This is a genomic window from Mesoterricola sp. MK458, assembly GCF_055384935.1.
The window spans coordinates 711,605-726,378 of the sequence record NZ_AP045075.1; the positions used below are offsets into that span (position 1 = coordinate 711,605).

The following is a 14,774-nucleotide window of genomic DNA, read 5'->3' on the forward strand; positions in this document are numbered from 1 at the left end:
CACCTCGACGCCAGACCCCCGATTCCCCAAGGCCCCGAAAGGGATGGATGCCCCGGCTCATACTGCACACGAATCTGCGCTCGGCCGAAGGGCCCTGGCGGGCGCTGTACGGCGACGGACGGGACCACACGCCCTTCCAGGCCTTCGATTACGCCCAGGTCGTCGGGAAATTCTTCCTGCTTTCCACCCGGCACCTGTACCGCAACGTCATCTACGAGGTGCGGGACGACGCTGATCGCACCGTGCTGCTGCTGCCCCTCCACCTGGGGCGGGCGGGCATGGCGGGGCAGGCCTTCCTCTGGGGCGAATTCTCCCAGGCCGGTTACCTGGAGGCGATCACCGGCGAGGCCGCGACGCCGGACGCCCTGCGCTTCGCCCTGGAGGCCATCGCGGACGGGCATCCCCTGGCCTTCACCTTCAGCCGGGTCCGGGCCGGGAGCCGCATGGACCGGCTGATCCAGGCGGCCTTCCCCCCGGAGGCCTACGAATGCAGGGCGATGCCCTGCGTCCACATCCCCCTGGGGCCCGACTACGAGGCCTACCTGGGCACCCTGAGCAAGGGGCACCGCCAGAAGCTCCGGGCCGCCGTGCGGCACCTGGAGGCCGATGGCCGCACCTGGGAGGTCCGCACCTTCCTGGACCAGTCCATGCCGTTCACCACCCAGTTGAGGCTTTTCGACCTGTACTGGCGGCGAATGCGGAAGAAGGGCATCAACTTCCAGGTGCGGAAATACTTCCCCTACTTCCTGCGCCGGTGGTTCAACCCCACCATGCTGGCCCTGGGCCGCCTGCCGAACACCTTCTATTCCATCCTCCACATCGACGGCGACGTGGCCGGGTTCTGCGCGGGCTTCCGGGCCGGGGACGGCTCCATCACGCTGCCCTTCCTCGCCATTGAGGGCGCGTTCGCGAAGTACAGCCCGGGCGGGCTGCTCATCACGGGAACGCTAAGGCACCTCCTCGAACACACGGACACCCCCGTCTTCGACCTGTCCCGCGGTGACGAGCGGTACAAGTTCGACTACGGGGGCGTGCGGCACGTGAACCACTGCTACACGATCCGGCCGGTCAGATCTCCCGGGCCAGCTTGAGCTCCAGGGCCCGGCGCCTTTCGGCGCGGGAGAGGAAGAACACGGCCACCAGCACGAAGCCCAGGGACACCCAGTTCTGAAGGCTGGGCAGGCGGCTCGCGAAGAGCCAGTGTCCCAGGAGGGTGGCGGCGGTGCCCGCCACCAGGGAGGTGAGCCGGTTGATGAGCCCCGTGAAGGTGGCGGTGCGCCCCTTGAACATGAAGATGAACACGGAGAAGAACGCCACGAGGCCGAAGGCCAGGCCCGAGAAGGAGGCCCAGAACCAGCCGGGGCTGGGGGTCCGGATGGCGCCCACGAAGGCCGCGATCTGCCGCACCTCGGCCCAGGCGGGGATGAGCCGGGGCGAGAAGAACACCACCAGCGCGATGCACACCATGGTCACCGAGGCCGCGATCTGCTCCACCGCGAAGAAGGCCTTGTTGTCCAGGGGCGCGCCCTTGGGGCGGGTGTTCTTGTAGTAGTTCATGATGTAGATGCGGATGGCGTACGAGGTGATGTAGCTGGTGAAGATCACCACCGCGGCCTGGTTGCGCAGGAAGGCGAAGCCCCCGGTGTGGGGCCCGAACAGCTCGATGCACGCGGCCAGCACCGCGAAGACCACGGCCGCGTTCTCCTCCCAGTAGATGCGCTTCTGGAGGATGCCCTGGGCGATCTGGATGCCGTCCACCACCCGGCCGATGACGATGACCGAGGCCCGCATGATCACCATGGCCACCATCACGGAGATGGGCAGGGTGTACATCAGGGTCGTGGTGGGGATGACGATGGCCGTGCAGATGCCGCTGGGGATGATGTAGAAGATCTCCGAGGGGACCTCCACGCCGCAGATCCGGGCGGGGCGGATGGACTTCATGCGCCACCAGCCCAGGACCACCGCCGGGATCAGGCAGGTGAGGTTGGCGCCCAGGGTGTTGTAGGCCAGGAACGCGATGTCGTTCATGGGCGGGGTGCCCATGGGCGTGTGGGGCGCCCCGGTGAACGCCTTCACCACCAGGCCGGTGACGACGTAGAGGAGGAAATAGCCCGTGCACAGCTGCAGGAGCCGTTCGGTACTGCCTTCGGCTGATTTGAACATGTCAGCGGCCGAAGTTCCGGAACGTCTCCTTGAGGCCTCCGTGGATGGCGGCCACGTCCTCGGGCTTCCAGGCCTCCCGGGGCCCGCGCACGAAGGTGGTCAGGTCCTGCCGGTTGTCGAAGCGCGCCGCGGGGATGTGCCAGGTGCGGGTGCGGTAGCGGTCCCCCTCGGCCACGAGGCGGTCCACCCGGATGGTGCCGGGGCGGTCGCTCTGCTCCAGCAGGTAGGCCATGTCGTCGCAGCCGTACTGGCCCAGCATCACCTCCATGGGGACGCTGTGGTTGAGGATGCTGCCCTGGCCGTCGGGCTTGCCGCGCTCGATGTTCTTGTGGCGGCTCTGGGCGGGCTCCACCCAGATGTACATGAGGCTGGAGCGGTCCAGGATGTCCGTGGACAGGTGCTGGAAGGCCGTGGCGTAGCCGTGGGGCGGGGTGAGGGGGAAGGCCGAGCCGTTGGCGCCGCCGCGGGCGGCCTCGATGACGATCGTCCGGCCTTCGATGCCCAGGGTGTTCTGGCGGTTCAGGGTGTCCAGCTCGGCGCGGCACTCGGCCTCCAGGGCCTCGGCCATGGACTTGCGGATGCGGTGGGGCAGCTCGTCCAGGGCGGGCACCATGCCGGCGCGGACCCGGGCCTCGTCCATGCGGTCGAAGAGGAGCTGGGCGGCGCTGGGGACCTCGGTGTGGGCGCCCTTGCGCAGGTTGGCGTAGTCCTCGTTGAGCAGCTCGATCAGGGCGGCCCAGGTCCATTCGTCCTGGAAGGGGCGGGTGGGGCCGTAGTAGAACCGGTAGCCGCAGCCGCGGGCCTGGAGCTCATCGTCGATGCGGTGCATGAGATGCACATACGGGTAGTCGTCGAGCTGCGAGGTGGGGCCCATGCCGAAATCGTCCCGGCACTGGTCCGGGGTGAGGCTGGCAAGGTAGCGGCGCATTTCCGACTTGCCTGAGGCGGGGAGGCTGAAAAGGAGCAGGGTGTCCAGGGGCTTGGCTTGCATTCGTCGGTTCCTCATAGATGATGCGGTATAGAATCAATCATCCCACAACCGGCCAGATGTGAAACCCAGCGAGGATACATGAGCAAAAATTTTCATTCTCCCGCCGAGGTCGTCCTCGGGACCCTGGATCGCATCGACTTCGTGGTGGTGAGCGTCCCCTTCGTGGAGCCCTTCGGCACCAGCGTGGCCAGCTGGGCCGTGAAGGAGGCCCTCCTCCTGCGCCTGGAGCAGGGCGGCTGCGTGGGCTGGGGCGAGTGCGTGGCCGATCCCGACCCTTATTACGACGGTGAGACCACCACCACCGCCCGGCACCTGATCCGGGACTTCCTCCTCAAGGAGCTCGAACCCCGCCGCACCCTGGGCGAGGTCCTGGCCCGCTTCCGCAAGGTGCGCGGCAATCCCATGGCCAAGGCCACGGTGGAGAACGCCCTGCTGGACCTCTTCGCCCGGCGCGAGGGGATCCCCCTCCACCAGCTGCTGGGGTACGGGGCCAAGCCCATCCCTTCGGGCATCAGCATCGGCATCCAGGAGAGCACCGGCGCCCTGCTGGCCAAGGTGGAGGAGGCCGTGGCCCAGGGGTACCACCGGGTGAAGATGAAGATCATGCGCGGCAAGGACGTGGAATGGGTGGCCGCGGTGCGGGAGCGCTTCCCGGACGTGGCGCTCATGGCCGACGCCAACGGCGACTACACCCTGGACGACGCCGAGCACCTGCGGCGCCTGGACGCCTTCGGCCTCACCATGATCGAGCAGCCCCTGGGCTACCACGACATCTACCAGCATTCCCTCCTGCAGCCCCAGCTCAAGACGGCGCTCTGCCTGGACGAGTCCATCCACAGCCTGGACGACGCCGCCGCCGCCCTGGGCCTGGGGGCCTGCCGGGTCATCAACATCAAGCAGGGCAGGGTGGGGGGACTCCTGGAGTCCATCCGCATCGCGAAGCACTGCGAGGAACGGGGCGTTCCCGTGTGGTCCGGGGGCATGGACGAGACCGGCCTGGGCCGGGCCGTGAACATCCACCTCCAGGCCGTGGACAACTTCTCCATTCCCGGGGACACCTCCGAAACCCGGCGCTACTTCCGGGAGGACATCGCGGACCCGCCGGTGGTGCTGGGACCCGGTGGATTCATCGCCATCCCCCCGGGCCCGGGCACCGGCGTGACTCTGGACGCGGCCCGGCTGGACCGCTACACCCTGCACCGGGAGCGGATCCGCTAACCGTTCATACCTATTGGTTTGATGCCCGCCCTGGCATACTGTCGGGTAGGCCAACGACCCATTTCGTACCGAGAGGAAACCCGTGAGAAAGCTCCCCATGATTCTAGGAACCTGGGCCCTTGGCCTGGCCCTGGTGGCGCAGACCCCCGCCCCCCGCATGGACCTGGCGGCGGTCAACCCGGTGGGTCCGGCGGTGCCCGACGACGCCGAGGTGGCCCGGTACCTGGCGCCCCTGTCCGAGAAGATCCACGCGAGCTTCGGCCGCGTGCTGGGCGTTTCCCCGAACGGCATCGGCAAGTCCAGGGTGGCCGGGGACAACCCCCTGGGCTTCTTCCTGGCCGACGTGATGCGGGAGGGCGCAACCAAGGTGGCCAAGGCCCAGGTGCGGTTCGCGTTCACCAACACCGGCGGGCTCCGCCGGAACATCAACCCCGGCGAGGTGAAGGTCCAGGACATCTACGAGGTGCTGCCCTTCGACAACGAGCTGGTTATCGCCGAGTACACCGGCGCCGAGCTGATCCAGATCATCAAGGAGGGCATCCAGAGGCGGGGCGGCGAGCCCTTTTCCGGGGCCCGCGCCTCCGTGACCGGCACCCCGGACCACCCGGTGGTGTCCATCACCTGGAGCGACGGCACCCCCATCGACCCCGCCGCCACGGTCCTGGTGGCCACCACGGACTACCTCCTGGCCAACGGGGACGGCACCCCCACCCTGAAGAACGGGCGGAACGTCCAGCTCACGGGCCAGCCGGTGCGCCAGCTGGTCATCGACGTGTGCGAGCGCCTGGGCCGCGAACGCAAGCCCATCCAGCCCGAGGCCGGCGCCCGCTACGTCTATTCCCCCGAAATCGCCGCGGCCATCAAGGCCTCGACCTTCAAGTTCTAGGACCCGCCATGGAACGCCGCACCTTTCTCCAGGCCCTCGGGGCCGCCACCGCCGCCTCCCGCCTGCCCCTTTCGGGCCAGGAAGCCCCCGGCGTGGGCCGCATCACCCTCCTGCACACCAACGACACCCACTCCCGCATCGAGCCCTTCGGCCCCGGCAGCGGCAACCTCACCGGCCGCGGGGGCATGGCCCGCCGCGCCACGCTGATCAAGCAGATCCGCGCCACCACCCCCAACGTCCTGGTGCTGGACGCCGGCGACGTCTTCCAGGGCACCCCCTACTTCAACGAGTACAAGGGCTTCCTGGACTACCGCCTCATGAGCATGTGCGGCTACGACGCCGGCACCCTGGGCAACCACGATTTCGACAACGGCGTGGACGCCCTGGTGGCGGCCATGGCCGAGGCGAAGTTCCCCTTCCTGAACTGCAACCTCGACACCAAGGGCGCCCCGGCCCTGGCGGCGCGTCTGCGCCCCTACGTGGTCAAGTCGCTCCCGGGCGTCAAGGTGGGCATCACCGGCCTCATCGTCGACTTCAAGGGCCTGGTCTCGGCCAAGAACCACCTGGGCGTCGACTGGCGGGATCCCGTGGAATCCGTCAAGCCCGTGATCAAGCACCTCCGCGAGGTGGAGAAGGTGGACCTGGTGGTGGTGCTGAGCCACCTGGGCCACGACCTGCGCGGCTACGCCATGGACGACCTGCGCCTGGCCAAGCTGGTGCCCGGCATCGACGTCATCATCGGCGGCCACAGCCACACCTTCCTGGACGCCCCGGTGAAGGTGGGCGAGACGGAGATCTTCCAGGTGGGCTTCGCCGGCGTGAACCTGGGCCGCATGGATTTCGTCGTGCGCAACGGCGTGAAGGTGGCGTCCTCGGGCATGGCGGTGCCGGTCCTGGCCTGACGGGACGAGGCCTGCGAAAACGCCCCGGCACGCCGGGGCGTTTTCATGCCATGAAAAAAAGAGGCGGCCCGGAGGCCGCCTCTTTCGCAAACGGGTCTTACTAGAAGGACAGGCGCACGCCCAGCTGGGCCTGACGGGGGCTGCCCACGTAGTTCTGGCCGTACTTGAGCTTCGGGTTCGCATCGGAACCGGTGCCATCCACGGTGGTCCTGAGGTAGGTGTCCTGGCGGTTCAGGAGGTTGAACACGTCGGCGGACAGGGTGAGCTTGACCTTCTTGTAGAGCGCGAAATCGCGCCGCAGGGCCAGGTCCAGCGTGGTGTTGGAGCAGGAACGCAGGCTGTTGCGGCCCGAATCCATGCCATTGATGTAGAAGCGGTCGTTGGAGGTCTGGCCGTCCCCGTTCATGTCCTTGGAGTAGTTCAGGGAATAGGGGAAGCCGCTCTGGTAGCGGATGGCCAGGGAGGCCATGATGCCCGAGAACCGGCGCTCGTTGTAGCTGATGAAGCCGGTGAGGACCGAGCGGCGGTCGGTGTCGGCGTAGCTCCAGTCCTTGCCCGGGGAGTTGACTTCCTGGATGTTGACGCCCGAGTAGTTGCGCTCGTTGGAGTCGAAGTCCTTGTTGATGGCGTAGGTGTAGAAGATGGAGGCGTCGAAGTCGCTGCCTTCCTTGTGGTACTTCAGGCTGAGGGTGTAGGCGTGGTAGATGCTGGTGGCGTCCGACTTATACATGCCCATGGTCTGGTAGGACGTGTTGGGGCGGGCGGTGTAGACCGTGCGGCCGTAGGCGTTCACGGAGGGCGTGCCGATGTTCAGGTCGGTGGTGCGCTCCAGCTGGTTGCCCTTGGCATAGGTGGCGGACACGCCGGCGATCAAGCTGTTGAAGGAACGCTCGACGCCCACGTTGGCGCGGTCGGTGTAGGGGTTCTTGAAGTCGGGGCTGAACGTCCAGACGCTGAAGGCGGGAATCTTGGAAGCCGCGCCGCTGGGGAAGGAGGGGATCCAGTAGGGGTTGGAGGGGTTGAACGTCGCACCGCGGGGAATGCCGAAGGTGGCGGCATCCGCGGCCTTGAAGTCCACCGAACCGGTGCGCTGGCCGTTGGCGGCGAACACCTGGTAGAGGAAGACGGCGGGGGTGGTGCTGACGTAGCGGCCCAGGGAGGCGCGGACCACCGTCTTGCCGCCATCGAAGGCGGGCGTGTAGGTGGCCGAAAGGCGCGGGGAGAACTGGCTGTCGTTGGGGATCTTGCCGGTGACCGGCAGGGGCTTGGCAAGGGGATTGCTCATGTCCACGACCGGGTAGTCAGGGTTCTGCTGGCGATCCCAGCGCACGCCCAGACCCAGCTTGAACTCGTCCGTCACACGCCAGTCGGACTGGATGTAGGCGGCCATCTGCTTGGTGGTCGTGGAGAAGAGGCCGGCTTCCTGGACGCTGCTGTTCAGGCCGAAATTCTGGCGGTAGGTGGTCCACAGGCCGTTGTTGAAATCCGCCTGGGAATTGAAGTAGTAGACGCCGCGCCAGTTGCCCGCGAAGAACTCGGAGACGTCGACGGTGTTGTAGTCGAAGCCGGCCTTGATCTGGACGGTGGGCGTGTTGTAGCTGATGTTCTCGGTGAACTGGGTGCGCTTGGTGTTGTAGGTGCGGTCGAAGGGATAGGCGCCGTAGTACCCGCCGTTGGTGATGCTCACTTCGGGCGTGGTGGAGTAGGGCGCGCGGGGCATGTCGTCCTTGACGTAGTTCACGCGCAGCTCATTGAGCCAGTTGGCGTTGATGACCATGTTCCACTGCAGGACGTAGGAGTCCGTCTTGATGTCGTCCGTGGCCATGTTCTCCTGGGCGGCGGTGATGCCGGAGCCCGTATCGCCCTTGAAGGAGGAGTGGTTCACGCGCAGCTGCAGGACGTTGTCGGTGTTGATGTTGTAGTCGAAGCGCACGAACATCGTGTCCGAGTCGGCCTTGCTGTTGTAGGAGCCGCTCTTGGAGATGAGGACGGCGTCGCCGGCCTTGGCGGGATCCAGGACCAGGGGATTGCTGCCGCCCCAGACCATGTTGACGGGCGAGGTCATCCGCTGGCCATCGTAGGCGACGAAATAGAACAGCTTGTCCTTGATGATGGGGCCGCCCGAGGAGAAGCCGAACTGCTGATGCTTGAAGTCGCCGACATTGTTGCTGCCAGGCGTGCCGGTGACGTTGGCCTTCTTGGCGACCATGCTCTGGGGGCGCTGGTAGTAGAACAGGCTGCCGGTGAACTCGTTGGTGCCGTTCTTGGTGATGGCGTTGACGTAGCCGCCGCCCATGCGCCCGAATTCGGCGCTGGCGCCGTCGGTGATCACCTGGTACTCGCGGATGGCTTCCACGGACACGGTGAAGGGGGTCTTGCCCTCGGCCGCGCCCACGGCGCCGCCGAAGAAGGGCTCGTTGTTGTCGCCGCCGTCGATGTTGATGGAGGTGTTGACGCCGCGCTGGCCGGCGATGGCGAGGTTGCCGCGCTGGTTGTCGACCACCACCTGGGGCGTCAGGGTCGCCAGGCTGGTGAAGCTCCGGTTGAACATGGGCAGATTGACCAGGTCCTCGGGGCTCACGAAGGCGGCCGCGCTGGCGCGCTCAGAGTCCACGGCGGCGACGCTGGCGACCACCTCGACGATGCTGGCGGCCTCGGCGGCCATCGTCACGTTGAGGGGGGCGGCGTCGCCCAGGTTCAGGTTGATCTTCAGGTTGGAGGCGGTCTGGTAGCCCTTCATGGTGACCGTGACGCCATAGGCGCCCACGGGCAGGGTGGAGGCGAAGTAGCGGCCGTTGGCATCGGTGACGGCGGTGCGGACCATGCCCGTCTCAAGGTTGCGGATGCTGACGGTGGCACCCGCGAGGGCGGCGCCGCCCTTGGCCGTGATACGGCCGGAAAGGTTGGTGGAGACGCCCTGGGCCATAAGGGGGGCGCCGACGATGATCAGGGGGATCAGGCGGGAGAAGCGAAGACCTGCGGAATTCATGCGTGACTCCATGATTGAAGTTGATTAGGGACCATCGTATCGGGCGATCTGCCAAATGTGATGGAACTTTTGTGTTATATCCCGCATAAGTGACCACCGTCATGGGGGGCGCCCGGTCGATTCGGGGGGCCTTGCTTTTCCGGAAGGTCAGCACGGGATTGGCTTGCCTGGGGCTGACTATGAAAAAAACTGCATGCCAATTCAGAGGCGCCCTACGGCTGCCGGGCCGGCAGGGACAGGGCCCGGCCGTCCACCGGACCCGCCGGCTGGATCCCCAGCTCCCGGGCCAGGGTGGGGGCCAGGTCGACGATGCGCACCGGCTCCGTGCGCCGTCCTCCCTTCCAGGGGCCCCAGAACACCAGGGGCACCCGGCGGTCCGTGTCCCGGGGGTGGCCGTGGGAGGCCAGGTCCTCGGGGTCGTCCATGGTGTAGGTGGGCATGAAGGCCAGAAGGAGGTCCCCGCTTCGCTCCGGCATGAAACTGAGGCGCAGTTTCGCCTTGGGGCTGCGCCGGGACGGGTCCTCCAGGGGATCGGGGACGTAGGCGGCCAGTTCCTCGGCCGTGAAGGCGTCGGCCACCTCGGGGGTGGCCTTGGCCAGGGCGGCGGCCGCCTCCAGGACCCGCTTGCGCTCGGCGGGGTCGGCGAGGGCGGGGTTCAGATAGAGCATGGGGCCGTCGGCGGGAAGGAAGGCGTCCAGGGCGATCCCCAGGCGCTTGCGCAGCGCCTCGTTGAGGGCCCGGGTCCAGGGGCCGGGGAGCACCCGGCGGGAGGGGATGCCCTGGGCCTGGAGCCGCTCCGGGAAGTCAGAGGCCCCGTGGTCGGCGGTGAGGACGACCCAGAGCCCCGGCACCTTCGCCGCCAGGCGGTCCAGGAAGGCCCCCAGGCCCTTGTCCAGGCGCCTCAGGTTGTCCAGCATCTCGGGGCCGCCGTTGCCGAACCGGTGGCCGACGTAGTCCGTGGCCGAAAGGCCCAGGGCCAGCAGGTCGGTGCCGGGGCCCCGGCCCAGGTGCTCGGCCTCGTCCAGGGCTTCGGCGGCGCCCAGGATCGCCTCGTCGAAAAAGGGCGTGGCCCGGAACCGTTCCCAGAAGGCCGTGTCCAGGGGCATGCCCACGGCGTGGACGGCCCGGGGCAGGCCCAGGGTCACGGGTCCGCCGTGCACGGTGTAGGTGGCCGTGGGCGGCAGGCCCCGCCCGTCCAGGGGCGCCCAGAAGAGGCTGTCGTTGGCCACGTGGTCCAGGAACCGGGCGTTGTAGGTCTTCAGCCAGGGCGGAAGAACGCTGGCGTAGGCCCGGGAGGTGGTGAAGCCCGCGGCCCCGCTGAACCAGTAGACGCCCTGCGCCCGGTGGCCCGCCATGAGGATGGCGGACCGGTCCTTGCCGGTGACGGCGAAGGAGCGGCTTCCGGGCACCTGGGCCGTGAGCCACTCGCCCAGGGTCCCGGTCAGGAGCCGGGCCGGGCCCACGGCCTTGCCCTTGGCGTCCACCAGGGGGCTCGCGGGGTCCTCCACGCAGTAGGTGGTGCGTCCCTTCTCCCGGTCGCGCCAGTGGTTCTCGGTGATGCCGGTGTGCATGGGGTGGCACCCGGTGAGGATGACGGAATGCCCCGGGCCGGTCTCGGTGAAGCCGTGGTCCTGGTAGGCCTCCACGAAGGCCGCGCCTTCGCGCTGGAGCCGGCCCAGCCCTCCCGGGAGGTCCCGGCCCCATCGGGCCATGAGTTCGGCGGAGAACTGGTCCACGGAGACGACCACCACGAGGGGCGGGCGGGGTGCGGCGCAAAGGGCCGCCGCCAGGGGGAAGGCGAGGATGGGGGCAAGGCGCATGCAATCTCCGGTGGGGCCGCCGTTCGAAACGATGGGTATCGTTCGATGATGCGGGATGAGGACGCCGCGGCGCGAGTGAAATCCCTGTGACCCTGCGCAAAGGTCGCCGGGGGGCGCTATCCTGGGGCATGAACGAGATCGGCCCCCACGTGACACCGCCCCGCAGCCGAGGCGTCTTCTGCAACCGGACCTTGAACTTCCGCTCCCTGCACGCCATCGGCTACGACATGGACTACACCCTGGTGAACTACCGGGTGGACATCTTCGAACGCCAGGTCTACGAATACGCCCGGGAGCGGTTCCTGGAGCAGGGCTGGCCGGTGCAGTCGCTGGTCTTCGACCAGGGCATGGTGGCCCGGGGGCTGGTCATCGACACCCAGCTGGGCAACATCGTCAAGGCCAACCGCTTCGGCCTGGTGCGCCGGGCCCAGCACGGCACGAGGCCCCTGACCTTCGCCGAGCAGCGCGAGGCCTACGCCGGGACGCAGGTGGACCTGTCGGACCCGCGCTGGGTCTTCCTCAACACCCTCTTCTCGTTGTCCGAGGGGTGCCTCTACGCCCAGATGGTGGACCTGCTCGACGGGCGCAGCCTGCCGGAGGTGCTGGGCTACCGGGAGCTCTACGTGCGGGTTCGCGACGTGGTGGACGCCCAGCACATGGAAGGCCGCCTCAAGGCCGGCATCATCGCGGCCCCCGAGGCCTGCGTGGTGCTGGACCCGGAAACCGCCCTCACCCTCCTGGACCAGCGCAACGCCGGCAAGAAGCTCCTGCTCATCACCAATTCGGACTGGACCTTCTCCTCGGCCATGATGTCCTACTCCTTCGACCGCTTCCTGCCCGGGGACATGACCTGGCGCGACCTCTTCGACCTGGTGATCGTGGGTGCGCGAAAGCCCGAGTTCTTCACGTCCAGGGCCCCCTTCTTCCAGGTGGTCACCGGGGACGGGATGCTGCGGCCCATGGTGGGCCCCCTGCAGCCCGGGGTGGCCTACATGGGCGGATCCGCCGCGCAGGTGGAGAAGGACCTGGGCATCGGCGGCGACGAGATCCTCTACGTGGGCGATCACATGTTCGGCGACGTGCACATGAGCAAGAGCGAGTTCCGCTGGCGCACCGCCCTGGTCCTGCGGGAGCTGGAAGCCGAGGTGGAGGCCCTGGAGTCCTTCGCCGGCGCCGAGCGCACCATCGCCGCGATGATGGAGGAGAAGGAGCGCCTCGAGGACCAGCTCTCCCAGACCCGGCTGGAGCTGCAGCGCCTCAAGGGCGGGTACGGCCCCCGGCCCGCCGCCACCCAGCACGAGCTGGAGGCCCGGCTCCAGGAGCTCCGCGGCCGGCTCCTGCCCCTGGACATGGAGATCGCCCCCCTGGCCCGGGCCGCCACGGAGCTCACCAACGGCCGCTGGGGCCTGCTCACCCGCGCCGGCAACGACAAGAGCCACCTGGCGAGGCAGGTGGAGCGGTACGCGGACGTGTACACCAGCCGGGTCTCCAATTTCCTCTACGCGACGCCCTTCGTGTACCTGCGCTCTCCCCGGGGCAGCCTGCCCCACGATCCTTCCAGTCCGGGAGGGCAGTCGAACCTGCCGCTTTCGGAGGGGGGCGGGGAGTAGGGGCGGTTTCCTCGAATTCCCGGGGCCGTGGTTCCTGATGGGCAGATCGGCAGCCGGGACGAAAAAACCTGTACGCGGAGTGCGCTGAGGCGCAGAGCCACGCAGAGGTGGCTTCGCACCCGTGGCGCCGACCCATTCCGCCCAGGCCCTGCCCGCTGACGCGGGCCGCGTCGCAGGCGACGCGCGGCAGGGGGCGCTGGCCCTTCCACATGCGAGCCTGTGGCGGGCCAGCGCCCCCTGCCTTGGACGGGCCTGGGCTTGACGTTATGGGGCCCCGCAGGTTTGGGTGGAGCTTTCGTTTGACGAAAACAGGCCGCGCCAGGCACCGGACGGGTCCCACCCCGGGGTTTCGCCCTGCTTTCCTCCGAATCGATGAGCCCAGGCCCGTCCAAGGCGGGGTTCGCTGGTCCTTCCACAGGCTCGCATGCGGAAGGGCCAGCGCACCCCGCCGCGCGCCGGAGGCGCGGCCCGCGTCAGCGGGCAGGGCCTGGGCTGAATGGGTCGGCGCCACGGGTGCGAAGCCACCTCTGCGCAACTCCGCGCCTCTGCTCACTCCGCGTACGGGTTTTTTAGGCCCGTCGCTGTTTCGTGTGGGTGACCAGCGCATAAAGCGCCGACCTGTTTCGTGCTGTGGCCCAGCTCCGAAAGGTTTCCTGGAACGGTGAAGCCAGGACTCGGATTCCGGGAAAGTAGAGGCTCAAAACCATGCTGCTGCTGACGGTCGCTGTGGGCGGTGTGGGAAACGCGCCAGCGTTTTCCAGGCGGAGCCCGAGGGTGTGGGAAGGACGCGGACCCGAAGGGCGGCCATAGGCCGTTCCGCGGAGCGGAATCCGGCGGGCTTTCCATTCCCGAGCACCGGCCACAGAGGGTGGGTCGGCGCGCCTGTTCCATGGACAATGGGGCCATGGACACCAACACCCTGTTCACCATGGCACTCGGCCTCCAGGCCCCTTGGGAGGTCAAGAATCTCCAGTTCGACGAGGAGGCCAAGCGGTTGGACATCACGATCGATTTCACCCGTGGGGCTGACTTTCCATGCCCGGTCTGCGGCCAGCCCGCCAAGGTCCACGACACCGAGGAGAAGACCTGGCGGCACCTGGACTTCTTTCAGCACGCCGCTTACCTGACGGCCCGGGTGCCTCGCTGCAAGTGCGATGTGGACGGGGTCAAGCAAGTCCAGGTCCCCTGGGCTCGACCCGGATCAGGTTTCACCCTCCTGTTCGAAGCCTTGATCATGACCTTGGTCCAGGCCATGCCGGTAGCCACAGTCGCCAAGCTGGTCGGCGAGCACGATACCAAGCTCTGGCGGTTGGTACATCACCACGTGGATGAGGCCCGGGCAAAGGTGGACATGTCCACCGTCACCCGGATCGGCATTGACGAGACCGCCGCCAAGCGCGGGCACAACTACATCACCCTGGTCATGGACATGGAGGAGAAGAAGGTCCTGTTCGGTGTGGCCGGGCGAAGCCATGAGACCGTGCAGGCCTTCAAGGCCGACCTCGTGGCCCACATGGGTGACCCAGAGAGGATCGAGGAGGCCTGCCTGGACATGTCTCCCTCGTTCATCAAGGGGCTGAGAGCGCATTTCCCGAAGGCGCACCTGACCTTCGACCGCTTCCATGTCATGCAGATGATCAACAGGGCCGTGGACGACGTGCGGCGCGGAGAGGCCAAGGATCGGCCCGAGCTCAAGAAGACCCGCTACATCTGGCTGAAGAACCCCTCTAACCTCAGGGCGACCCAGGCTGGGAGACTCCAGGAACTGCGGGGCGCGAACCTGCTGACGGCTGAGGCCTACCGAATGAAACTCACCCTCCAGGACTTCTATGAGCAGGCGAATCCACAAGCGGCCGGGATGTTCCTGAAAGAGTGGATCACGATGGTCAGAGAGTCCGGCATCCAACCCATGGTCAAAGCTGCCGACACGCTCAAGGACCACATGGCTGGGGTTCTGCGCTGGTTCAAGAGCGGCCTGGCCAATGGGCTGCTGGAAGGCATCAACTCGCTGCTCCAGGCCGCCAAGTCCAAAGCCCGGGGCTACCGGACCATCCGCAACCTGGTGACGATGGCCTACCTCATCGCCGGCAAGCTGAAGTTCGATCTGACCCCAGCCTGGCAAACCGCCCGGTTATAACCGGTCGCTACCCACTCGCTTCAGCGAGGAACCGTTTTTTACGTTCAACACCCGG

The 14,774-nt window shown here is 67.4% G+C and carries 10 protein-coding genes; 6 read left to right on the forward strand and 4 right to left on the reverse strand.

What is annotated here, in order from left to right; translation table 11 throughout:
- The first annotated feature begins 47 nt into the window (after window positions 1-47).
- Window positions 48-1,091 carry a GNAT family N-acetyltransferase gene (locus tag ACZ5LB_RS03090; RefSeq protein WP_464604690.1) on the forward strand — a complete coding sequence of 348 codons (1,044 nt, stop codon included), beginning with the start codon at window positions 48-50 and terminating at the stop codon, window positions 1,089-1,091.
- On the opposite strand, the gene ACZ5LB_RS03095 is transcribed toward ACZ5LB_RS03090, so the two are convergent.
- Window positions 1,069-2,166: a hypothetical protein gene (locus ACZ5LB_RS03095; protein ID WP_464604691.1), complete on the reverse strand. Its 1,098-nt coding sequence runs from the start codon at window positions 2,164-2,166 to the stop codon at window positions 1,069-1,071. The genes ACZ5LB_RS03090 and ACZ5LB_RS03095 overlap by 23 nt on opposite strands.
- A gap of 1 nt (window position 2,167) precedes the next feature.
- Window positions 2,168-3,157 carry a hypothetical protein gene (locus ACZ5LB_RS03100; protein WP_464604692.1) on the reverse strand — a complete coding sequence of 330 codons (990 nt, stop codon included), beginning with the start codon at window positions 3,155-3,157 and terminating at the stop codon, window positions 2,168-2,170.
- A gap of 78 nt (window positions 3,158-3,235) precedes the next feature.
- On the opposite strand from ACZ5LB_RS03100, the gene menC reads away from it, so the two are divergent.
- The 3 genes from menC to ACZ5LB_RS03115 all read left to right on the forward strand — a co-directional run bounded on the left by menC (window position 3,236) and on the right by ACZ5LB_RS03115 (window position 6,163).
- The gene (gene menC / locus ACZ5LB_RS03105; RefSeq protein WP_464604693.1) at window positions 3,236-4,375 is read left to right on the forward strand and encodes an o-succinylbenzoate synthase; all 1,140 of its coding nucleotides are present in this window, start codon (window positions 3,236-3,238) and stop codon (window positions 4,373-4,375) included.
- A gap of 82 nt (window positions 4,376-4,457) precedes the next feature.
- Window positions 4,458-5,261, forward strand: coding sequence for a 5'-nucleotidase C-terminal domain-containing protein (locus ACZ5LB_RS03110; protein ID WP_464604694.1), 804 nt, complete (start codon window positions 4,458-4,460; stop codon window positions 5,259-5,261).
- Window positions 5,262-5,269: 8 nt separating this feature from the next.
- Window positions 5,270-6,163 (forward strand): bifunctional metallophosphatase/5'-nucleotidase, encoded by an 894-nt coding sequence (locus tag ACZ5LB_RS03115; RefSeq protein ID WP_464604695.1) that lies wholly within the window; start codon window positions 5,270-5,272, stop codon window positions 6,161-6,163.
- A 100-nt stretch (window positions 6,164-6,263) separates the two neighbouring features.
- Here the strand turns inward: ACZ5LB_RS03115 and ACZ5LB_RS03120 are convergent, their stop codons facing one another.
- Both ACZ5LB_RS03120 and ACZ5LB_RS03125 read right to left on the reverse strand, forming a co-directional pair.
- The gene (locus tag ACZ5LB_RS03120; protein WP_464604696.1) at window positions 6,264-9,152 is read right to left on the reverse strand and encodes a TonB-dependent receptor; all 2,889 of its coding nucleotides are present in this window, start codon (window positions 9,150-9,152) and stop codon (window positions 6,264-6,266) included.
- Window positions 9,153-9,364: 212 nt separating this feature from the next.
- A complete protein-coding gene (locus tag ACZ5LB_RS03125; RefSeq protein ID WP_464604697.1) occupies window positions 9,365-10,972 on the reverse strand; it encodes an alkaline phosphatase family protein in 1,608 nt (535 codons plus the stop codon).
- Between the two features lie 128 nt (window positions 10,973-11,100).
- Here ACZ5LB_RS03125 and ACZ5LB_RS03130 point away from each other — a divergent pair, with 128 nt between their 5' ends.
- Together ACZ5LB_RS03130 and ACZ5LB_RS03135 are read left to right on the forward strand one after the other, a co-directional pair.
- Window positions 11,101-12,582, forward strand: a complete 1,482-nt coding sequence (locus ACZ5LB_RS03130) for an HAD-IG family 5'-nucleotidase (protein ID WP_464604698.1) — start codon at window positions 11,101-11,103, stop codon at window positions 12,580-12,582.
- An 889-nt stretch (window positions 12,583-13,471) separates the two neighbouring features.
- Window positions 13,472-14,719, forward strand: coding sequence for an ISL3 family transposase (locus ACZ5LB_RS03135; RefSeq protein ID WP_464602215.1), 1,248 nt, complete (start codon window positions 13,472-13,474; stop codon window positions 14,717-14,719).
- The last annotated feature ends 55 nt before the right edge of the window (window positions 14,720-14,774 follow it).